The sequence below is a fragment of the Pseudomonas sp. BCRC 81390 genome, assembly GCF_030341915.1.
In the GTDB taxonomy this organism is placed as follows: Bacteria; Pseudomonadota; Gammaproteobacteria; order Pseudomonadales; family Pseudomonadaceae; genus Aquipseudomonas.
In genome coordinates, this window is record NZ_JATAAG010000034.1 from 245,648 (window position 1) to 267,166 (window position 21,519).

The 21,519-nt window shown below is 64.8% G+C and carries 19 protein-coding genes; 11 read left to right on the plus strand and 8 right to left on the minus strand.

Going from position 1 to position 21,519, the window contains the following annotated elements; all coding sequences use genetic code 11:
* Window positions 1-4 precede the first annotated feature (4 nt).
* The 6 genes from QSV36_RS14045 to QSV36_RS14070 all read left to right on the plus strand — a co-directional run bounded on the left by QSV36_RS14045 (window position 5) and on the right by QSV36_RS14070 (window position 6,313).
* Window positions 5-1,411, plus strand: coding sequence for a sensor histidine kinase (locus QSV36_RS14045; protein ID WP_289132478.1), 1,407 nt, complete (start codon window positions 5-7; stop codon window positions 1,409-1,411).
* A gap of 11 nt (window positions 1,412-1,422) precedes the next feature.
* Window positions 1,423-2,055, plus strand: coding sequence for a response regulator transcription factor (locus QSV36_RS14050; RefSeq protein ID WP_289132480.1), 633 nt, complete (start codon window positions 1,423-1,425; stop codon window positions 2,053-2,055).
* Between the two features lie 154 nt (window positions 2,056-2,209).
* Window positions 2,210-2,683, plus strand: coding sequence for a MarR family winged helix-turn-helix transcriptional regulator (locus QSV36_RS14055; RefSeq protein WP_225777527.1), 474 nt, complete (start codon window positions 2,210-2,212; stop codon window positions 2,681-2,683).
* Window positions 2,684-2,713: 30 nt separating this feature from the next.
* Window positions 2,714-3,907: an HlyD family secretion protein gene (locus QSV36_RS14060; RefSeq protein ID WP_289132482.1), complete on the plus strand. Its 1,194-nt coding sequence runs from the start codon at window positions 2,714-2,716 to the stop codon at window positions 3,905-3,907.
* Entirely contained in the window at window positions 3,904-5,439 is a 1,536-nt protein-coding gene (locus tag QSV36_RS14065) for a DHA2 family efflux MFS transporter permease subunit (RefSeq protein WP_289132484.1), read from the plus strand. The genes QSV36_RS14060 and QSV36_RS14065 overlap by 4 nt, the downstream gene beginning before the upstream one ends.
* A gap of 127 nt (window positions 5,440-5,566) precedes the next feature.
* Window positions 5,567-6,313: an SDR family oxidoreductase gene (locus QSV36_RS14070; RefSeq protein WP_289132485.1), complete on the plus strand. Its 747-nt coding sequence runs from the start codon at window positions 5,567-5,569 to the stop codon at window positions 6,311-6,313.
* Window positions 6,314-6,322: 9 nt separating this feature from the next.
* Here QSV36_RS14070 and QSV36_RS14075 read toward each other — a convergent pair whose 3' ends face one another.
* From QSV36_RS14075 to QSV36_RS14095, 5 genes are all read right to left on the minus strand, one after another.
* Complete coding sequence (locus QSV36_RS14075) at window positions 6,323-8,389, minus strand: PAS domain-containing protein (protein ID WP_289132487.1); 2,067 nt, start codon at window positions 8,387-8,389, stop codon at window positions 6,323-6,325.
* Between the two features lie 63 nt (window positions 8,390-8,452).
* Complete coding sequence (locus QSV36_RS14080) at window positions 8,453-10,108, minus strand: PAS domain-containing hybrid sensor histidine kinase/response regulator family protein (protein ID WP_289132488.1); 1,656 nt, start codon at window positions 10,106-10,108, stop codon at window positions 8,453-8,455.
* Between the two features lie 57 nt (window positions 10,109-10,165).
* A complete protein-coding gene (mapR, locus tag QSV36_RS14085) occupies window positions 10,166-11,575 on the minus strand; it encodes a GntR family transcriptional regulator MpaR (protein ID WP_289132489.1) in 1,410 nt (469 codons plus the stop codon).
* Between the two features lie 50 nt (window positions 11,576-11,625).
* Window positions 11,626-13,029 carry a cytochrome c oxidase accessory protein CcoG gene (gene ccoG, locus QSV36_RS14090; RefSeq protein WP_289132490.1) on the minus strand — a complete coding sequence of 468 codons (1,404 nt, stop codon included), beginning with the start codon at window positions 13,027-13,029 and terminating at the stop codon, window positions 11,626-11,628.
* A 121-nt stretch (window positions 13,030-13,150) separates the two neighbouring features.
* Entirely contained in the window at window positions 13,151-13,390 is a 240-nt protein-coding gene (locus QSV36_RS14095) for a DUF3203 family protein (RefSeq protein WP_289132491.1), read from the minus strand.
* A gap of 133 nt (window positions 13,391-13,523) precedes the next feature.
* On the opposite strand from QSV36_RS14095, the gene QSV36_RS14100 reads away from it, so the two are divergent.
* On the plus strand, window positions 13,524-14,042 hold the full coding sequence (locus QSV36_RS14100; protein WP_289132492.1) for an MgtC/SapB family protein: 519 nt from the start codon (window positions 13,524-13,526) through the stop codon (window positions 14,040-14,042).
* A gap of 530 nt (window positions 14,043-14,572) precedes the next feature.
* Here the strand turns inward: QSV36_RS14100 and QSV36_RS14105 are convergent.
* The 3 genes from QSV36_RS14105 to QSV36_RS14115 form a co-directional block, all read right to left on the minus strand.
* The gene (locus QSV36_RS14105; protein ID WP_289132493.1) at window positions 14,573-15,472 is read right to left on the minus strand and encodes a hydroxymethylglutaryl-CoA lyase; all 900 of its coding nucleotides are present in this window, start codon (window positions 15,470-15,472) and stop codon (window positions 14,573-14,575) included.
* 19 nt (window positions 15,473-15,491) lie between these two features.
* The gene (locus tag QSV36_RS14110) at window positions 15,492-15,890 is read right to left on the minus strand and encodes a MerR family transcriptional regulator (protein ID WP_013972930.1); all 399 of its coding nucleotides are present in this window, start codon (window positions 15,888-15,890) and stop codon (window positions 15,492-15,494) included.
* Window positions 15,891-15,984: 94 nt separating this feature from the next.
* Window positions 15,985-16,863: a helix-turn-helix domain-containing protein gene (locus tag QSV36_RS14115; RefSeq protein WP_289132494.1), complete on the minus strand. Its 879-nt coding sequence runs from the start codon at window positions 16,861-16,863 to the stop codon at window positions 15,985-15,987.
* A 172-nt stretch (window positions 16,864-17,035) separates the two neighbouring features.
* On the opposite strand from QSV36_RS14115, the gene pobA reads away from it, so the two are divergent.
* The 4 genes from pobA (at window position 17,036) to QSV36_RS14135 (ending at window position 21,501) form a co-directional block, all read left to right on the plus strand.
* The gene (gene pobA / locus QSV36_RS14120) at window positions 17,036-18,223 is read left to right on the plus strand and encodes a 4-hydroxybenzoate 3-monooxygenase (protein WP_289132496.1); all 1,188 of its coding nucleotides are present in this window, start codon (window positions 17,036-17,038) and stop codon (window positions 18,221-18,223) included.
* 106 nt (window positions 18,224-18,329) lie between these two features.
* Window positions 18,330-20,120 (plus strand): gamma-glutamyltransferase, encoded by a 1,791-nt coding sequence (gene ggt, locus QSV36_RS14125; protein ID WP_289132497.1) that lies wholly within the window; start codon window positions 18,330-18,332, stop codon window positions 20,118-20,120.
* Between the two features lie 70 nt (window positions 20,121-20,190).
* Window positions 20,191-21,072 carry a LysR substrate-binding domain-containing protein gene (locus QSV36_RS14130; RefSeq protein WP_289132498.1) on the plus strand — a complete coding sequence of 294 codons (882 nt, stop codon included), beginning with the start codon at window positions 20,191-20,193 and terminating at the stop codon, window positions 21,070-21,072.
* A gap of 192 nt (window positions 21,073-21,264) precedes the next feature.
* A complete protein-coding gene (locus QSV36_RS14135) occupies window positions 21,265-21,501 on the plus strand; it encodes a hypothetical protein (protein WP_289132500.1) in 237 nt (78 codons plus the stop codon).
* Window positions 21,502-21,519: the final 18 nt, after the last annotated feature.

Below are 21,519 nucleotides of genomic sequence, written 5' to 3' on the forward strand. Positions count from 1 at the left end.
CACTTTGGACAAGACTGCCTACCCCTTGCTCGCCAAGGACCCCCAGCCCAGCCTGATGCTGGCCGCTGATGCCAGGCCGCTGGCGCTAAACCCGGCGATGCAGGCGTGGCTCGATGAAGGTCCCGCACTGGCCAGCTGGCTGCCGGCCAACTGTGCCGCCCTGGTGCGCGCCTGCCTGCGCCAACGCCGGGCAATTGCCGACGTCGAGGTGCAGATCGGCGAGCGCATCGTGTTGTGGCACTTCATTCCCGACGATCAGGGCCAGCACGTGCTGGCGCGTTGCCGCGATGCCAGCGACGAGCGCCACGGTGCGCGCGAAGCCAGCCGCGCCCGGCGCCTGTACCGGCTGATCATCGAGAACACCACCGACCTGATCTCCCGGCACAGTCCTGATGGCCGTTTTCTCGATGCCTCGCCGGCGGCATTCCGCCTGCTCGGCCTGTGGCCCGAGCAATTGCGCGGCATGGCCGTGTACAGCCTGCTGCACCCGCGCGAACGTCGCCAGGTGCTGCGTCAGGCCGCGGCGGCCCTGGACCAGGACGGTTACCACACCATGACCTGCCGGGTGCGCCAGGCCGCAGGCGGCTACCGCTGGTTCGAAATTGCCAGCCGGGCGATCCGCGAAACCTACACCGGCGCGGTGGTGGAGGTGGTCAGCGTGTCCCGCGACATCACCTTGCGTATCGAGGCCCAGGAGGGCCTGGCGCACAGTGCCCGCTTGGCCACCCTGGGCGAGCTGGCTTCAGGTATCGCCCACGAGATCAACCAGCCATTGGCCGCCGTGGTCAACTATGCCAATGCCAGCCAGCGCTACCTGCGGGGCGTGGCGCACGACCCGCAGGCGCGCGAGCGGGTCGGGCAGGGCCTGCAGCGCATCAGCGAGCAGGCCACCCATGCCGCCGAAGTGATCCGCCGCCTGCGTGCTTTCCTGCGCAAGGGGCCGCGCCGCCTGCAGGCGCTGGACGTAGCCAAGGTGGCCGGTGAAGCCATGCGCCTGTGTGCCTGGGAAGCCGCGCGCGACCAGGTGCTGGTCGAACTGCGCATGAGCGGGCAGCTGCCCTCGGTGTACGCCGACCGGGTATTGCTGGAGCAAGTGCTGCTCAACCTGCTGCGCAATGCCATCGAGGCCAACCGCGAGCAGCACGGCGAGCGGCCGTCGCGTATCCTGCTGAGCGCCGCGCGCGATGGTGACGGCGTGCTGGTGGAAGTGGCCGACCAGGGGCCAGGCGTAGCCCCCGGGCAGCTGGACGAAATCTTCACGCCTTTCACCACCAGCAAGGCCGATGGCCTGGGCCTGGGGTTGAGCATGAGCCGCAGCCTGATCGAAGGCTTTGGCGGCAGCCTGTGGGCGCGGCCCGGTGACAAGGGTGGTCTGGTGCTGTGCTGCCGTCTGGCGGTCAGCAGGGGATAAGGGGAAACGCAGTGCAAGCGAAAGTGTATGTGGTCGATGACGACCAGGGCATGCGGGATTCGACCGTGTGGCTGCTGCAGTCGGTAGGTTTGCAGGCCCTGCCGTTCGCCAGCGGGCAGGCGTTTCTTGACGCCTGCGTTGATGATGGGCCTGCCTGTGTGCTGTTGGATGTGCGCATGCCGGGGCTGGGCGGGTTGGCGGTGCAGCAGGCGATGCGTGAACGCGGCCTGGCGCTGCCAGTGATTTTCGTCAGTGGCCATGCCGATGTGCCGATCGTGGTGCGGGCGTTCAAGAGCGGTGCCTGCGATTTCATCGAAAAACCGTACAACGATCAGTTGCTGCTCGACAGCGTGCAGGCTGCGCTGGAACACGCCGGGCGGGCGCGCCAGGACGATCAGGCGCTGGCTCAGGTGCAGGCGCGTATCGATGCCCTGACGCCACGCGAGCGCGACGTGTTCGTACCGTTGGCGCAGGGCTTGAGCAACCGTGAGATTGCCGAGCAGTTGGGCATCAGCGTGAAAACCGTTGATCTTTACCGGGGGCGGGTGATGAAGCGGTTGCACGCCGGCAGCCTGGCAGAACTGGTGGGCATGGCCATTGCCTGCGGGGCGGTCGAGGCGTTGGGTCTGCAAGCTCGACGATAACAGCGTAACGAACCCCTGTGGGCGCGCGTGCCCGCTGCCACAGGGATCGCGCGGAAGAGCCAAATGTTAAATTTTTACATAGCAACCTAATCAAAGCTTTGACATTCACTGCCTAAGCAGTAATATTTTTACACACTTACCCGAGCAGTCGCTGATGGCCCATTTCACCCCAGACAACTTCCAGACCTGCGCCATCGGCATGCTGCTTGGCCGCGCGGCGATCCTCAAGGACCGCATCCTCGACTGGCACCTCGAATCAGAGGGCGTCACCGCCGCGCAGTTCAAGGTGCTGATCATCGTCACCCAGTACCAGGTGGATACCCCGGCCGAACTGTGCCGCTACCTGGGCCTGGACAGCGGCTCGATGACGCGCATGCTCGACCGCCTCGAGCAGAAGGAACTGATCGTGCGCAACCGCTGCGCCGACGACCGTCGCCAGGTGCGCCTGGCATTGACCGCCGACGGCCAGCGCCTGGCCGACCGGCTGCCGGAAATCGGCGCCGCCGCCATGAACGAATTGTGCGGCGCACTGGACGCCGAAGAACTCAAGGCCCTGGAGGGCCTGCTGGCCAAGGTACTGCTTGCTGCCGGCGACCCGTTGACGATCCGCCGCTTCGGCGATCGCTGAACCCTGTCACGCATTTTCCAAGGTACTGTCATGGCCACTTCCGCAGACACCCCGTCTACCTCCGCACCGCCCGAGCCCTCGCGCAAGCGCAAGGCCTGGCTGCTTGGCCTGTTGTTGCTGGTGATCCTGGCCGCCGCAGGCGCCTGGGCCTGGTACAGCCTGGTCGGGCGTTGGCACGAAAGCACCGACGATGCCTATGTCAACGGCAACGTGGTGGAAATCACGCCGCTGGTCAGCGGTACGGTCACCAGCATCGGCGCCGATGACGGCGACCTGGTGCATGCTGGCCAGGTGCTGCTGCAATTCGACCCGGCCGACAGCGAAGTGGCCTTGCAGTCCGCCGAAGCCAGGCTGGCGCGCAGTGTGCGCCAGGTACGCGGGCTGTACAGCAACGTCGACTCGCTCAAGGCCCAGCTGGAAACCCGCCAGGCCGAATTGCGCAAGGCCCAGCAGGACTTCAACCGGCGCAAGGTGCTGGCCGACAGCGGGGCGATTGCCGCTGAAGAGCTGTCCCATGCCCGCGATGACCTGAGCGTGGCCCAGGCCGCGGTCAACAGCGCGCGTCAGCAACTCAGTACCAGCAGTGCGCTGGTCGACGACACCGTGGTGTCCTCGCACCCCGAGGTGATGGCGGCTGCCGCCGACCTGCGCCAGGCTTACCTCGACCACGCCCGTACCACCCTGGTCGCGCCGGTGACCGGCTACGTCGCCAAGCGTACCGTGCAGCTGGGCCAGCGCCTGCAGCCTGGCACCGCGACCATGGCGGTGATTCCACTGGACCAGGTGTGGATCGATGCCAACTTCAAGGAAACCCAGCTGCGCGACATGCGCATCGGCCAGCCGGTGCAGATCAGCGCCGACCTGTACGGCAGCGAGGTCAAGTACAGCGGCACGGTCGACAGCCTCGGCGCCGGCACCGGCAGTGCCTTCGCCCTGTTGCCCGCGCAGAATGCCACTGGTAACTGGATCAAGATCGTCCAGCGCGTGCCGGTACGCATTCACCTCAGCCCCGACCAGCTCAAGGAGCACCCGCTGCGTATCGGCCTGTCCACCGTGGTCGAGGTCGACCTGCATGACCAGAGCGGCCCGGCACTGGCCCAGCAGCCACCGCAGCAGGCCAGCTATACCACGCAGATTTATGATCGCCAGTTGGTCGAAGCCGACAACCTGATCGCCCGGCTGATCCACGAAAACAGCGCCAACGGCAAGACGGCGCAGCGATGAGCAATACCACCGCGGCCCAGTTCACCCCGCCGAGCCTGCTGCTGACCACCATCGGCCTGTCGCTGGCGACGTTCATGCAGGTGCTCGACACCACCATTGCCAACGTCGCCTTGCCGACCATTTCCGGCAACCTCGGGGTGAGCTACGAGCAGGGTACCTGGGTCATCACCTCGTTCGCGGTGAGCAACGCCATCGCCTTGCCACTCACCGGCTGGCTGAGCCGACGGTTTGGCGAGGTGAAGCTGTTCATCTGGGCCACGCTGCTGTTCGTGCTGGCGTCGTTCCTCTGCGGGATTGCCCAGTCGATGCCGGAACTGGTCGGTTTTCGCGTGTTGCAGGGCGTGGTGGCCGGGCCGTTGTACCCGATGACCCAGACGTTGCTGATTGCGGTGTATCCGCCGGCCAAGCGCGGGATGGCCCTGGCGTTGCTGGCGATGGTAACGGTGGTGGCGCCGATTGCCGGGCCGATCCTCGGCGGCTGGATCACTGACAGCTACAGCTGGCCGTGGATCTTCTTCATCAACGTGCCCATCGGCCTGTTCGCCGCCGCCGTGGTGCGCCAGCAGATGCGCAGTCGGCCGGTGGTCACCAGCCGCCAGCCGATGGACTACATCGGCCTGCTGACGCTGATCATTGGCGTCGGTGCCTTGCAGGTCGTACTCGACAAAGGCAACGACCTGGACTGGTTCGAATCGTCGTTCATCGTCACCGGCAGCCTGATTTCGCTGGTGTTCCTGGCGGTGTTCGTGATCTGGGAGCTGACCGACCGCCACCCGGTGGTGAACCTGCGCCTGTTCGTGCACCGCAACTTCCGGGTCGGTACCCTGGTGCTGGTCGGCGGCTATGCGGGGTTCTTCGGCATAAACCTGATCCTGCCGCAGTGGTTGCAGACGCAGATGGGCTACACCGCCACCTGGGCCGGCCTGGCGGTGGCGCCGATCGGCCTGTTGCCGGTGATCATGTCGCCGTTCGTGGGCAAGTATGCGCACCGTTTCGACCTGCGCGTGCTGGCGGGGCTGGCATTTCTGGCGATCGGTACCAGCTGCTACATGCGCGCCGGGTTCACCAGCGAGGTGGACTTCCAGCACGTGGCCCTGGTGCAGCTGTTCATGGGTATCGGCGTGGCACTGTTCTTCATGCCGACCTTGAGCATCCTGCTGTCCGACCTGCCGCCGCACCAGATTGCCGATGGCTCCGGGCTGGCGACCTTCCTGCGGACCCTGGGTGGGAGTTTTGCGGCGTCGTTGACGACCTGGATCTGGATTCGCCGGGCGGACCAGCACCATGCCTACCTGAGCGAACATATCAGCCAGTTCGACCCGGCGACACGGCATACCCTGGAGCAGCTCGGCGGGGCCAGCCCGCAAAGCTATGCCCAGCTGGAGCAGATGCTCAACGGCCAGGCCTACATGATGTCGACGGTGGACTACTTCACCCTGATGACCTGGGTGTTTGCCGGGTTGATCCTGCTGGTGTGGTTTGCCAAGCCGCCCTTTACCGCCAAGGCGGGGCCGGCGTCGGCGGGGCATTGACGGGCGAGGGGGCTTGGCTTGTGACGTTGGGCGGTGCGGATATCGAGCACCATCCCCCCCTTGCTGTTCCCACATCGTGTCTTTTCCCCTATTGTCGGACCTCCCTTTTGCAACCTTCGGCAAATCCATGGAGAACGTCATCGTCATCACCGGTGCCAGCCGTGGCATCGGCGCCGCCACAGCGCTGCTGGCCGCCCGCCAGGGCTACCGCATCTGCATCAATTACCACGCCGACGACCAGGCCGCGGAGAATGTCCTCCATCAGGTTCGTGCCCTGGGTGCCGAGGCCATTGCCGTGCGTGCCGACGCCAGCGTCGAAGATGAAGTCATCCAGCTGTTCCTGCGCGTCGATCAGGAACTTGGCCCGGTCACCGCGCTGGTCAACAACGCCGGCACCATTGGCCAGCAGAGCCGGTTCGAGGACATGTCCGAATTTCGCCTGCTCAAGGTCATGAAAACCAACGTCGTCGGCCCCATGCTCTGTGCCAAGCACGCCTTGCTGCGCATGGCGCGTCGACACGGCGGGCAGGGCGGGGCCATCGTCAACGTGTCGTCAGTGGCCGCACGCCTGGGCTCGCCCAACGAATACGTGGACTACGCCGCCTCCAAAGGCGCACTCGACACCTTCACCATTGGCCTGGCCAAGGAAGTCGCAGGCGAGGGCGTGCGGGTCAACGGCGTTCGCCCGGGCTATATCCATACCGGCTTCCACGCGCTTTCCGGCGACCCCGACCGTGTCAGCAAACTTGAACCCGGCTTGCCCATGGGCCGTGGCGGGCGCCCCGAGGAAGTCGCCGAGGCCATTCTCTGGCTGCTTTCAGACAAGGCTTCGTATTCCACCGGCAGCTTCGTCGACCTGGGTGGTGGGCGCTGAGCCCGCCGCTCAGCTATCCAGTAGCGTGCGTACCCGTTCGGCCAGCACCTGCAGCTCGAACGGCTTGGTCAGTACCAGCGTGCCGTGCAACAACTGGCCGTCGGTGAGCGCTGCGCTTTCGTCGTAGCCGGTGATGAACAGCACCTTGAGCTCGGGGTAACGCTCGCGGCACCGTTCCGCCACCTGGCGGCCATTCAGGCCACCCGGCAGGCCGATGTCGCTGAGCAGCAGGTCTGGCCGCTCGCCGTCCTGCAGGTAGGCGAGGGCGGCCGGGCCGTTGTCGAATGCATCGACCCGATAACCCAGTTCCTCCAGCACTTCGCAGACCACCAGGCGCAAGGCGAGCTGGTCTTCGATCAGCAGGATACGCTGCGCGTTCGTGCTGCGTTGCTCTGGCAGCGTGCGCTTTGGCACGGCGGCCGGCGCCTCAGGTTGCTCGTGGTGGCGCGGTAGCAGCAGCTCGATGCGAGTACCTTCGCCAAGCGTCGACGATAGCCGTAGCTGACCGCCGGATTGCCGCACGAAACCGTAGGTCATCGACAAGCCCAGGCCAGTGCCTTGGCCCATGGGCTTGGTGGTAAAGAACGGGTCCACTGCGCGCTCGGCTACCTCAGGCGCCATGCCGTTGCCGTTGTCGACAATGCTCAGCCGCACGTATTCACCGGCTGGCAGCTCCACTGCGCGGGCCTGCTCGTCGTCCAGCACCAGGTTGTCACCGTGGATGTCGATCGCGCCACCGTCAGGCATGGCGTCGCGGGCATTGATGCAGATGTTGAGCAGGGCGCTTTCCAGTTGCGGCGGGTCGATGAACGTTGGCCACAGCTGGCAGGGAAAGCGGCTGGTCAGGTTGATGGACGGGCCGATGGTGCGGCACAGCAGCTCTTCCATGCCTGCCACCAGCGTGGCGACCTGCGTGGCACAAGGTTGCAGGGTCTGCTGGCGGGAAAACGCCAGCAGCCGGTGCACCAGCGAAGAAGCCCGCTGCGCCGAGCCGCTGGACAGGTCCAGCAACCCTTCCAGGCTATCGAAGCGCGACTGTTGCAAGTGCTGGCGCATCAGGTCCTGGGCAGCCAGGATGCCGCCCAGCAGGTTGTTGAAGTCGTGGGCGATGCCGCCGCTGAGCTGGCCTACTGCTTCCATTTTCTGTGCCTGGCGCAAGGCCTCTTCGGCCTTGGCCAGACGTTCCTGCTCCTGCACCCGCTGACTGATGTCATAGGCGAACAGATAAGCGCCCTGGATTTCGCCTTCATGGTCACGCAGGGCGTTGAAGCGCAGCTCATAGTGGCGTTGCCCGGGCGCTTGGCCAAAGGCGCCTGTCGCGATGAACTGCTCGCCCGCCAGCGCGCGTTGCCACAATGGCAGGATCGGCGTCTGCCCGGTGTAATCGTGGTTGATCAGCCCGGGCATGTAATCGCCGACTTGCGGTGTTTGCCCGTACAGAAGCCGAAAGTCGTGCCTGGCCTGCCGGTTTACAGCCAGCCAGCGCATGTCCTTGCCGATCACGTGCACGTTGACCATGCTGTGATCGACCAACTCGGCAAACAGCCTGCGCTCTGCCAGTGCGGTGCTGACCCGTTGCTCGAGCTCCTGGTTCAGGCGCTGCAAGGCCTGTTCTGCCCGTCGCCGTTCGGTCACGTCCTTGAACAGCACGGCCACCTGGCGCTTCTCGGCAGGTTCTACGCGGAACGTGGTAATGGATAACACGCGCCCGGTGGCCACCAGTTCCTGCTCGAAATGCAGCGGTTCGCCCGTGCGTAGCACAGCGCCATAGCGTGCCACCCAATCATCCGCCTCGTCGGGCACCATTTCGCGCAGCTTCTGCCCCACCACATCGGCAATGCCGGCATGCTTGGCGTAGGCGGCATTGGCCAGCACGTGCACATAGTCACTGAGGGGGCCGTGCGGGCCGTCGAAGAATTCGATGATGCAGAAACCTTCGTCCATGGTGGCGAACAGCGAACGGTAGAAGTCCTGGCCGTGGTCCTGAAGGCTGGAAAGGCGTGCTTCCAGCAGCGCATTGTGCCGTTGCAGGTCTTCGACTTGTTGGCGCAGGTTGAGCAGTTCACGTTGAGGCATGCCGACATCCGACAAAAGGTACCGCCCAGACTTTAGCGCGTTCACCGGCACACGAATAGCCGCTCAGCGTGGCTGCGGGTCAACCTCTAGCAGGCGGTTGATGCGTTCGCCAAGGGACTGCAGGGTGAATGGCTTGGCCAGCAGTTCGATGCGCCCGCCGAGCCGCGCCATGGGTAGCGTGCCGGCAATGTCGTAACCGGTAATCAGCAATACCGGGGCGTCTTTCACCAGCTCCTGGTACACCGCGGCAAGCTGGTAACCATCGGTTCCCTCGGGCAGGCCGATGTCCGCGACCAGCAGGTCTGGTGGCGGGCTTTGGCGCATTGCCTCAAGGGCCTGGCGACCATCCTCCAGAGCCCGCACTTCATGGCCCAGTTCCGTCAGCACTTCGACGAGCACCAGGCGCAGCGCCGGTTGGTCCTCCACCAGCATGATCCGACGCGCCTGCGGGCTCTCGGGCTGTGCATGGGTGGCGACAGCTGCAAAGTTGGCGCCGCTGTCCGTGTGTCGACCCTGGGGAAAATACAGGTGTACGCAGGTACCTTCCCCGGCAACGCTATCGATCAGCAACTGCCCGGCGGACTGGCGGGCGAAGCCATAAGCCATCGCCAGCCCCAGGCCGGTGCCCTGGCCCAGTGGTTTGGTGGTGAAGAAAGGTTCGAGGGCACGCTGCAGCACGGCGTCGGACATGCCCATGCCGGAGTCCTCGACGCGAATGTGCAGATAGCGGCCCGGCGGCAGGTCCAGGCGCCTGGCCTCGGCCGCCGTGAGATCGGTATTTGCACTGGCGATACGCAGGGTGCCGCCGCTCGGCATGGCATCGCGGGCATTGATGCACAGGTTGAGCAATACGTTTTCCAGCTGTTGCGGGTCGACATGGATCGGCCATTGCGCGGCCAGCGTGTGGTCCTGGAAGTCGATGTGCGGGCCGGTCGCGCTGCGGACCAGGTCGTGCATGTCGGCGACCAGTGCATGCACATCGAGCGCTTGCGGAAGCAGGGCTTGCCGGCGCGAAAAAGCCAGCAGGTGCTGCACCAGGGCTGCGGCGCGCGAGGCATTGTCGTGGCTGAGTTCGAGCAGGCGGGTGGCATCGGCGAGACGTTGCTGGCCGAGGCGTTGCCTGGCGAGTTCCAGTGAGCCCAGCAGGCTACCCAACAGGTTGTTGAAGTCGTGGGCAATGCCCCCGGTCAACTGGCCCACGGCTTCCATCTTCTGCGCCTGGCGGAGGGCATCCTCGGTCTGGCGCAGGCGCTCCTGCTCGACCACGCGCTCGGTGATGTCGAAGGCGAACATGTAACCGCCCTGGATCTGTTGCAGGGCGTCGCGCCACGGGTGGTAGCGGATTTCGTAATGCCGTGGCGCGTCGGCTGTCCCGAGCGTGATGGTATCGATGAAGGCTTCGCCGGCCAGCACGCGGGGCCACACCGGTGCCAGGCGGTCCATGAGATCGGGCTGGTCGACCAGGAACTGCGGCACGTAATCGCCGATTTGCGGCACGAAACCACGATAACGTTCGAAGGTTTCCCGGGCTGTCCGGTTGATCGCCACCAGGCGCAACTTGCGGTCGGCGGCGAACACGTTGGCCCGGCTGTTATCGAGCAATTCGCCCAGCAACCGGTTGTTGGCCTGTGCAGTGTCGTCGCCCTCGGCCAGGCGTGCCTCCAGTTCGGCGACACGCGCCTGCAACTGAGCCAGTGACGGGAACGTGTCTGGTTGCATGGCGAAGCCCCGGTGAACGGATCGGCCAACTATAGCCGCCCACTGGGCCATCAGCCATCAGAACGAGCGGATAATCCGTCCCAGCGTCTCCATGGCCCGTTCGGCATCTTCATGCCAGGGGCTGCCGTAGTTCAGGCGGATGCAGTTGCCGAAGCGCCGGGTAGGCGAGAAGATCGGCCCGGGGGCGATGCTGATGCCCTGGGCCAGGGCCATGTGGAACAGCTTCAGGGCATCCATCTGCTCGGGCAGTTCCAGCCACAGGAAGTAGCCGCCGGACGGTTGGCTGACCCGTGTCTGTGCCGGAAAGTGGCGGGCAATGGCCGCCAGCATGTTGGCCTGCTGGCCTTCCAGGGCGTAGCGCAGCTTGCGCAGGTGGCGGTCGTAGCCGCCGTGCTGCAGGTAGTCGGCGATGGCGGCCTGGGCCGGCATCGAAGCACACAGCGAAGTCATCAGTTTCAGGCGCTCGATCTTTTGCGCAAAACGCCCGGCCGCCACCCAGCCGATACGGTAGCCGGGCGCGAGGCTCTTGGCGAACGAACCACAGTGCATCACCAGGCCCTCGCTGTCGAAGGCCTTGGCCGGTCTGGGCGCTTGCTGGGCGTAGTACAGCTCGGCATACACGTCGTCTTCGATCAACGGCACCTGATGCCGGGCCAGCAGCGCTACCAGTGCCTGCTTTTTCGCTTCCGGCATGCTGGCGCCCACCGGGTTCTGGAAATTGGTCATGCACCACACGGCTTTGACCGGATGTTTTTCCAGGGTCTGCGCCAGTACGTCCAGGTCCATGCCTTCGCGCGGATGCACGGGGATTTCCACCGCCTTGAGCTTGAGCCGCTCCAGCACCTGCAGGCAGGCGTAGAAAGCCGGCGCCTCAATCGCCACCAGGTCGCCGGGCTGGGTAACCGCCTGCAGGCACAGGTTCAATGCTTCCAGCGCGCCGTTGGTGATCAGCAGTTCCTCCATCGGCAACATCAGCCCGCCGACCATGTAGCGCAAGGCAATCTGCCGGCGCAGCTGCGGGTTGCCTGGCGACAGGTCGGTGACCACCATGCGCGGGTCCATGCTGCGGCTGGCGCTGGCCAGCGAACGCGACAGGCGTTGCAGCGGGAACAGCTCGGGGCTGGGGAAGGCCGAACCGAACGGCACGGTGTTCGGGTCCTTGATCGAGTCGAGGATCGAGAACACCAACGCGCTGACGTCGACAGCGGTGGACTCGCTGACCGGCTGCAAGGCCTGCGGCTCGCTGAACTGGCGCGGGGCGTAGGCATTGACGAAGTAACCCGAACGCGGCCGCGCGCGAATCAGGCCGCGCCGTTCCAGCAGGTAATAGGCCTGGAACACGGTGGACGGGCTGACCCCGTGGGTCTGGCTGGCATAGCGCACCGAGGGCACACGCTCGCCCGGGCCCAGCACCCCGGAGCGGATCAGTTCGGCAATGTCGTCGGCAAAGCGTTCGTAGCGTTTCATTCTGGCCTTCTGTCGAAGCCTGGCAGGCAAGGTGGGGTCAGTGTAAGGGATCAACGGTTCAGTGGCGCGACGAAGCGGCTGTGGGCCACGCTGCGGATGCCGGGGTCGTCGTGGTCGCTGATTTCGAAGCTCAGGGTCTGCGAGCTGCTGGCCGGGCGCTCGGCCAGAAGCGCTACCGACACCGGCACCTCGCTCATGTCGCCGGCCGCGACAGTGAAGGCAGTCTTGCCCTGCAAGCTGAAGCCGTCGGCGTCCAGCAGGCGCACCTGATAGTGCCGGGCACGCTCGGTCTTGTTGATGACTTTGAGCAGGTAGATGTTCTCGATCTGGCCTTGGGCATTTTCGCGGAACAGGCCGCGGTCCTTGATCACGTCCAGCGATACCATCGGGCGCAATTGCACGGCCAGCACCAGCGCTGCGAGCATCACCACCAACGCGGCGGCGTAACCCAGCAGGCGCGGGCGCCACCAATGGGTGCTGCCGCCTTGCAGGCTGTGTTCGGACTTGTAGCCGATCAGGCCACGGGCGTAACCCATCTTGTCCATGACCTCGTCACAGGCGTCGATGCAGGCCGCGCAACCGATGCAGGCCATCTGCAGACCGTCACGGATGTCGATGCCGGTGGGGCATACCTGAACGCACAAAGTGCAATCGATGCAGTCCCCCAGGCCCTGGGCGCGGGCGTCGCTGCCTTTCTTGCGCGGACCACGGGCTTCGCCACGACGCGGGTCATAGGCGACTGCCAGGGTGTCCTTGTCGAACATCACGCTCTGGAAGCGCGCGTAGGGGCACATGTGCAGACACACTGCTTCGCGCAGCAGGCCGGCGTTGATGTAGGTGGCGGCGGTGAAGAACAGTACCCAGAACAGCGCCACACCCCCCAGTTGCAAGCCGAACAGCTCTGCGGCCAATGGGCGAATCGGCGTGAAATAGCCGACGAAGGTCAGGCCGGTGAGCAGGCCGATGGCCAACCACAGGCTGTGCTTCAACACGCGGCGGCCCAGTTTGTTCAGGCTCCAGGGGGCGGCGGCCAGCCTGATGCGCTGGTTGCGGTCGCCCTCGGTGACCTTTTCGCACCACATGAACAGCCAGGTCCAGGTGCTTTGGGGGCAGCTATAGCCGCACCATACACGGCCGGCAAACACGGTGATGGCGAACAGGCCGAACGCGCAGATGATCAGCAGGGCCGATAGCAGGATGAAGTCCTGCGGCCAGAAGGTGGCGGCAAAGATATGGAACTTACTGTCAGCAAGGTCCCAGAGCACGGCCTGGCGACCCTCCCAGTCCAGCCAGGCGGTGCCGAAGAACAGCACGAACAAGGCGCCGGCGAAGCCGATGCGCAGGTTGCGGTACAACCCGCTGAAGCTGCGCGTGTGAATGCCGCTGTCGTTGCGTCGTGGCCGGGGGCTGGCCGGGGCGGCGGCGATCTCTGTGAGAAGGATTCTATCGGTCATGGCTCGGTGCTCATCAGGCCTCGATCAGGCACGCACACTATGGCCCTGGGCCTGTTATCAGCACAGGCTCAGGTTTCCCGATAAAAACCGTATCAGATTGCCCGGCTCGCCCCGCCAGGCCCTAGATTACCGAGCCAGGCGCGCTGGCTTTCAGATGCCTGCGGCTATCTACCGCACCCGCTACGGTCAGCGCATCGGCCTCGGCTTCGGTGATCGGCACGCGCTGGCCGGCAAGCAAGGCCACCGACATGCGCAACTGTTCATCGGTGATGATCTCGATGGCCGGGCCATCGCCTTCGATGCGCAGGTCATCGCCAACGAGGGTGCAGCGGCGGGTGGTTGGGTCGATTTCAACGGGCATGGGGTGATCCTCCGGCGGCGGTTACAGGGTGGACCACGGAATCGAGTGGGTTGCTGCATTGGCCGGTTCAGCGGCACTTTGCGCTGGGTATGGCGGTCAACCTTTGCAGATGGCAGGCATGGGAACGAGCGCAATGGACCTCATCTGGCAAGCAATCCAGGCCGAATTCGCCGATATCACCGATACCCGCGAGGTCACCCAGATCCTCGTGCGCCTGCTGATGGCCGCCTTGCTCGGTGCCGTGCTCGGCTTCGAGCGCGAACACAAGGGCAAGTCGGCGGGCGTGCGCACGCATATGCTGGTGTCGCTGGGGGCCGCGCTGTTCGTGCTGGCACCGAGCATGGCCGGTGCCGAGGAAGATGCCCTGAGCCGGGTGATCCAGGGGATCGTCGCCGGCATCGGCTTTCTCGGCGCGGGCACCATCCTGAAAGGTAACGGCCAGGACCCCAGCCATGTCAAAGGCCTGACGACAGCAGCCGGGTTGTGGATGACTGCCGCCATCGGCACGGCCGCCGGCATGGGCCGCGAGGCCACGGCGGTGATCAGCACGGTGCTGGCCCTGCTGGTGCTGGGTACGATGCCGTTGCTGGTGGAAAAACTGGAAGGGCAGGACGAGAACAAGCAGGAAGAGGAGGAAGGCAGGAAGCACTGAGGGGAGCCGAAGCTCCCCTCAAAGCGTTGTTGCCTGCTCTTTTTTATTATTGGGACCGGCCTGTTGTTGTTTTTGTCAGCCTGTCCGGGTGTTGCGGGCGACCCCCATGCGGGGTCAAGAGCAAACGTATTTTTTTGAGCGCTGACCCGCTTTCATCATGGCTGATCCGAACCTGGCTGCCGCTACCTGGAGGTAGTTTTATTGTTCTGTGCCAGACCGCGGGGCGTACCCCTGAAAAGCGTGTCGACTCCAAAAAAATCTGCTTGCTGCGTCTCTGCCGTGTTGTTCTTGTTATGTCAGAGCCGTTACCTGTTGTTTTTATTGGGTGTCACATTCTTTTTGTTTTTGTACGAAAGATATAGCAGGGTGCGTGCCAACTTTTAAAAAGCTTTTCAAATCAACAAGTTAGCGATTTCTGTGAAAATCGCCAGGCCTGAAAATCTGCTGATTTGTTTCCCTGTTACCCGATTTTTCGCTGCAAAACGTGGCGGCGGTAACACTCACCCACAACTCTGTGACACCCGTATGACCTAGTGCGCGCTGCGCGCCCGTGCCACCCGCGACCCATTGTCGCGGCCCAGCACGCCGCTGATGCGCTGGCCGGCGGCAATCAGCCGGTCCAGGTCGATGCCGGTTTCGATACCCAGCCCCTGCATCAGGTACACCACATCCTCACTGGCGATATTGCCAGTCGCCCCCTTGGCGTACGGACAGCCGCCCAGCCCGGCTACCGAGCTGTCGAAAACACGGATGCCTTCGAGCAGGCTGGCATACACGTTGGCCAGGGCCTGGCCATAGGTATCGTGGAAGTGCCCGGCCAGTTGCTCGCGTGGTACCTGTGCCGAGACCACCTCGAACAGGCGCCGGGTATCACCGGCCGTACCGGTACCGATGGTGTCGCCCAGGGAAACCTCGTAACAGCCCATGTCGTGCAGGGCGCGCGCCACCGGGGCGACCTGTTCGGCGCTGACCTTGCCTTCATAGGGGCAGCCGAGCACGCACGACACGTAGCCACGCACGCGCACGCCGTGGTTACGGGCCGCTTCCATGATTGGCTCGAAGCGCTTGAGGCTGTCGCTGATCGAGCAGTTGATGTTGCGTTGTGAAAACGCTTCGGAGGCAGCCGCGAATACCGCGACCTCCTTCACCCCTGCGGCCACGGCGTCTTCGAAACCGCGCAGGTTCGGCGCCAGCGCGGCATAGGTGACCCCCGGGCGCTGCTGGATGCCGGCGAACACCTCGGCGGAGCCCGCCATCTGCGGCACCCACTTGGGCGAGACGAAACTGCCCACTTCGATATAGGCCAGCCCCGCCTCGGTAAGGTCATCCACCAGGCGTACCTTGTCGGCGACGCTGATGGGCTGGGCTTCGTTCTGCAGGCCGTCGCGGGGGCCGACTTCGACCAGGCGGACGTGTTTGGGCAAGGGCATGGCGGGTTTCCTGTGGCGTTCAGCGGTTGTCTTTGTTGTTCAGGGTGGCGGCCAGGGCCTGTTCGCAGCGCTCCTGGGCGGTATCCAGTTCCAGTTGCATCTGGTGGATGTCGAGCATCTGCTGTTCCAGCTGGGCACGGCGCTCGGCGATTTTCGCCAGCATGCTGTTGAGCTGCTTGAGATTGCCGCTGGACGGGTCGTACAGCTCGATCAGCTCGCGGCATTCGGCCAGGGAAAAGCCGATGCGCTTGCCGCGCAGGATGAGTTTCAGGCTGACCTTGTCGCGGGCCGAATAGATCCGTTCCAGGCCGCGGCGTTCCGGGCTCAGCAGGCCCTGCTCTTCATAGAAGCGGATGGCGCGGGTGGTGATGTCCAGCTCACGGGACAGGTCGGAGATGCTGTAGGTCTGGGTGCTCATGCTGGGGCTCGGCGTGGTGTATGCGGCTATCCTGACGTCAGGTTGACGTTTACGTCAAGCAGGGGCGCAGATGCGTCGTCGGTGCGCGCCTGCCTCAGTCTGGCTGTGCCGCCCGCCGATAGCCATTGGGGGTCTGCCCGCTCAAGCGCTTGAACCAGCGGGCAAAGTACGTCGGGTCGGTGAACCCCAGGCTATCCGACAACTGGCCGATACTCATCCGCGTGTAGACCAGATTGCGCCGCGCCTCCAGCAGCAACCGCCGGTGCACCACCTGCAACGCAGTTTGCCCACTCAGCGCACGGCACAGCTGGTTCAGCTGCAGGCTCGGGATATTCAGCCGCGCGGCAAATTCCTCCACCGACAGGTGCTCGCGATAATGCGCCTCGACCAAGCGCAGATATTGCCCCAGCAAGTGGCGGTCACGCTCATCGCGGTTGCGTGGTGCCTGCCCTGACTGCTGGCGGCGGCTGATCCATACCATCAGCGCCGTCACCAAGGCCTCGAGCAGTGCTGCCCGTGCCGGGGCGTTGCCCTGGTACTCCTGCTGCAGGGTGTCGATCAGGCTGCGCAAGCGCCCACGGTCCTGGCCCAACGGGTAGCACGCCGCTTTTGCCAGTACCGCCAGTGGCGCGCCCAGGCGCTGCTCCAGGTTCGCTACCAGCGCCGTACCGAAAGTCAGTACATGCCCCTGGATATCGGCACTGAAGCGAAAGCCGTGCACGGTCAGCGGCGGCACCACCTGGATCGCCGCTTCGCCGATGGTGCTGCGTAACCCCTCGATCTCTACGTCGGCCCGGCCGCGCTGCACGTACAGCAGCTGGAACAGTTCGGCATGCTGGTGTGGCTTGATTTCCCAGTGGTGCAGGCGGCTACGCGCCTCAATCGGTTCGCAGTGCAGCAGGTCGTTGCCGGGCCAGGCCTGGTTTCCGCCATACAGCGTGAACACCGGGACGCTTGAGAGGGGAGATTTCATGCGGGAGTGCCTGTCCGTTAATCGAACGATTTTTGTAAAAGTGCAGGTTATGCATGGAATAGCACAGCTTTACAGCGGTTTTTGCCAGTAAAAATGCAAAGGCAAACCCTAACAGCAGATGCCGCCTCACTGCCAGTCCGGGGCCGGTGTCGTCCGCACAGAGACAACAACAATGAACACTCAGGTTGCAATTATTGGTGCAGGCCCGTCTGGCCTGCTGCTGGGCCAGCTGCTGCACAATGCCGGTATCGAGACGCTGATCGTCGAACGCCAGACCCCGGAATATGTACTGGGTCGGATCCGCGCCGGGGTGCTGGAACAAGGTACCGTCGACCTGCTGCGCGAAGCCGGCGTGGCTGCGCGCATGGACCGCGAAGGGCTGGTTCATGAAGGGGTCGAGCTGCTGGTCGGCGGGCGTCGCCAGCGCCTGGACCTCAAGGCCCTGACCGGCGGCAAGACGGTGATGGTGTACGGCCAGACCGAAGTGACACGTGACCTGATGCAGGCGCGTCAAGCCAGTGGAGCGCCGACCATCTACTCGGCGAGCAATGTCCAGCCGCACGAACTCAGGGGCGAGCGGCCCTACCTGACGTACGAGAAGGACGGCCAGGTCCACCGCGTGGACTGCGACTACATTGCCGGTTGTGACGGCTTCCACGGTGTCTCGCGGCAGAGCATCCCCGACGGTGTACTCAAGCAGTACGAGCGGGTCTACCCGTTTGGCTGGCTGGGCCTGCTGGCCGATACCCCGCCGGTCAATCACGAGCTGATCTACGCGCACCATCCACGCGGCTTCGTGCTGTGCAGCCAGCGCTCGCTCACACGCAGCCGCTACTACCTGCAAGTCCCGCTGGAAGATCAGCTGGAAGCGTGGCCCGATGAACGCTTCTGGAATGAGCTCAAGTCACGCCTGCCCGAAGACGTCGCGGCGCGCCTGGTGACTGGCCCGGCCCTGGAGAAGAGCATTGCGCCGCTGCGCAGCCTGGTGGTCGAGCCAATGCAGTACGGTCATCTGTTCCTGGTCGGCGACGCCGCGCACATTGTCCCGCCCACCGGGGCCAAGGGCCTGAACCTGGCGGCCTCGGACGTCAACTATCTATACCGCATCCTGCTCAAGGTGTACCGCGAAGGGCGCATCGAGCTGCTGCAGCAATATTCGCCGCTGGCCTTGCGTCGGGTGTGGAAGGGCGAACGCTTCAGCTGGTTCATGACCCAGCTGCTGCATGATTTCGGCAGCCACAAGGACGCCTGGGACCAGAAGATGCAGGAGGCCGACCGTGAGTACTTCCTGACTTCGCCAGCGGGGTTGGTGAACATTGCCGAAAACTATGTGGGCCTGCCGTTCGAGGAGGTGGCCTGAAGCCCGTGCATGCCTGGATGCATGCCGAAAAGCCGCCAGGGCTTGCCGTGAAGTTGGCGTATGACCGACAGTGCCGTGCTGAACAGCTGATGGCAGGAAGCAAACGATGACATTCTTCACCCACCTGACGGGCACCCTGTGCCTGCTGGCCGCCAGTGGTTGGGCAGGTGCCGACGCGGTGCTGCCCGCACCACCGGAAGCGGCCTCCGGCTATCGCTCTGGCTTGCAGCCGGTGCACGCCAGCCGGCACATGGTCGCTGCCGCCAACCCGCTGGCCAGCGAGGCGGGGCGGGCGATGCTGCGTGCCGGTGGCAGCGCCATCGACGCGGCCATCGCCATGCAGATGGTACTGACCCTGGTCGAGCCACAATCCAGTGGTATTGGTGGCGGGGCGTTCATCCTGTACTGGGACGGCCAGCGTGTGCAGGCCTACGATGGCCGTGAGGCAGCCCCGGCGGCGGTGTCGGAAAAATTGTTCCTGCAAGCCGACGGCTTACCCATGCCGTTCAGGGCGGCGCAGATCGGCGGGCGTTCGGTAGGGGTGCCCGGGGTCTTGCGGGCGTTGCAACTGGCCCATGCACAACACGGCAAGCTGCCATGGAGCGAGCTGTTTACCCCGGCGATCTCCTTGGCGCGCAACGGTTTCCCGGTGTCCGAACGCCTTCACGCCCTGCTTGCGGGCGACCCGTTCATTGCCCGTTCCCCGGCCATGGCCCGCTACTTCCTGGATGCGCACGGCAAACCGCTGGCGGTCGGCGTGACCTTGCGCAACCCCGAGCTGGCGCAAACCTTCGAGCAGATTGCCGCGCATGGCGCCGAGGCGTTCTACACCGGCGCAATCGCCGAAGCCATCGTGGCCAAGGTGCGCAGCCATGCCAACGCCGGTTACCTGACGCTGCAGGACTTGCAGCAGTACCAGGCCAAGGAGCGCGAGCCGGTATGCGGCCCCTACAAGGCGTGGCGCGTCTGCGGCATGCCGCCGCCTTCGTCGGGCGGGGTGGCGGTGCTGCAGACCCTGGGCATTCTCGAAGCGCTGCAGCAGGCTGCACCGGCACGCGACCTTGCCGCCATGCCGCCGCTACCCGCTGCATCGGTTGCCGGACTCGAAGCCCCACCGCTGGCCGTGCACCTGGTTGCCGAAGCCGAGCGCCTGGCGTATGCCGACCGCGCCCAGTACCTGGCCGACAGCGATTATGTGGCTGTTCCGGTCAAGGCCTTGATCGACCCCGCCTACCTGGCCGCCCGCGCCGGGCAGATCGGCGACTACAGCATGCAGCACGCGCGCCCCGGGCAGCCGCAGGGGGCCGACCTGGCTTTGGCCCCCGACCGCTCGCCACTGCGGGTTTCCACCTCGCACCTCAGCGCGGTCGATGACCACGGCCAGGCCCTGGCCATGACCACTTCGGTGGAAGCAGCGTTCGGTGCGCACCTGATGGTCAAGGGCTTCCTGCTCAACAACCACCTGACCGACTTCTCGTTCATCCCGCAGGAACAGGGCAAGCCCGTGGCCAACCGGGTGCAGCCGGGCAAGCGGCCGCTGTCGTCCATGGCACCGACCCTGGTGTTCGCGCAAGCCTCCGGCGAACTGGTGGCCAGCCTGGGCTCGCCCGGTGGCTCGCAGATCATCGGTTACGTCAACAAGGCGCTGATCGGCCTGCTGGACTGGCAGCTTGACCCGCAGCAGGCCGCCGGCCTGCCCAACTTCGGCAGCCGCAATGCCGACACCGAAGTGGAGTCGGGGTTGGCCAGCCCGGCGCTGATCCGCCAGCTGGCAGCCTGGGGGCATGTGGTAACGCCCATGACCATGACCAGTGGCATGCAGATCATCCAGCGCAGCGGCGATGGCTGGTCGGGCGGTGCCGACCCCCGGCGCGAAGGCGTAGCACTGGGCGACTAGTGGTGCGCGTTGCGGTGCAGGGAGGGGCGTGATAGAAAACAGCCTTGCCATTCAAAAGTTGAATACCAGGATGTCTACTGGCGTGAAATCGAATAGGGCGCTGTTCGACCTCGACCTGCTGCGTGCAATCGTGGTGGTGGCCGATTGTGGCAGTTTCACCACGGCTGCGGCCCGCCTGCACTCGACCCAATCGACCATCAGCCAGAAAGTGCGGCGCCTCGAGGACATGGTTGGCCATCGCCTGCTGGTGCGGGGCAATCGGGATGTATTGCCGACCGACGCCGGGCAGACCTTGCTCGGCTATGCCCGGCACATGCTGGCCCTGAACGACCAGATGCTCGAAGCCCTGGCCGGGGCGATGGTCGGGGTGACCGTACGCCTGGGGGTGCCCGAGGACTTCGTCGGCGGGCGCACCACCAATGCGCTGTCGGCATTCAGCAGGCGCAACCCGCAGGTAAAGCTGGAAGTGACCAGCGGCCTGTGCCGCGACCTCAGCCAGGCCTACGACAACGGTGAACTCGACCTGGTGCTGCTCAAGCAGCGGCGCAACGCCCGCGAGGGCGTGGCTTGCTGGCCGGAGCGCCTGCAATGGATCGACAGCGCGCGCACGCCGGCCTTCGAGCTGGACCCGATCCCGCTGGTGACCTTCCCGCCACGGGGCCTGTACCGCGACGATATGATCAACGCCATCGAGGGCATCGGCCGCCGCTGGCGGATCAGCTTCACCAGCTCGAGCCTCAGTGGCATCCAGGCTGCGGTGGCCGACGGCATGGGCATCAGCCTGCTGCCACCGCGGGTGGCGACCGGCGAGCACAGGGTGCTGGGGGCAGGCCAGGGGCTGCCGGAGGTCGACAGCTACGAAATCGTCATCGTCCACCGGCCGACCGCGGATGTCATGGTCAAGGCCCTGGCCGAAGTGATGACGCAATTGTTGGCAGGTGGCGGCATCTGAGCACTGCAACTGCGGTAGCGGGGTTCGGTGACGCGGCGATTGCCTTGGGACTATGACTGCTGCCTCGATCGTTCTCACAAGGCAGGTGCGGGTTTCTGATGATTCGCGGGGGAATCTGGCTAAAGCCATCCAGACTGGGCGGAACATAGGATCTGCTCCGCAACCCCCCGTTGATCTCATTCCGGAGACCCTATGAAAAAGATTGCATTCATAACCTTGCTGGCCGCCGCAGGCCTGGTTCAGGTAGCCCATGGCAACGAGCCTGAAGATGCGGATACTGCTGTCAGCGAAACAACTGCAGCGTCTACCGAGCAGCCTGAAGCCCGGCGCCGGACCATCCGCAGCATTGGCGTGCCAAGCACACCCTGCCCTGACGGCAACTACCCGACTGAAGCCGGTCATTGCAACCCGTCCTTCGAGTTTGACTGAAGCCCGGGCTTTCTGGCG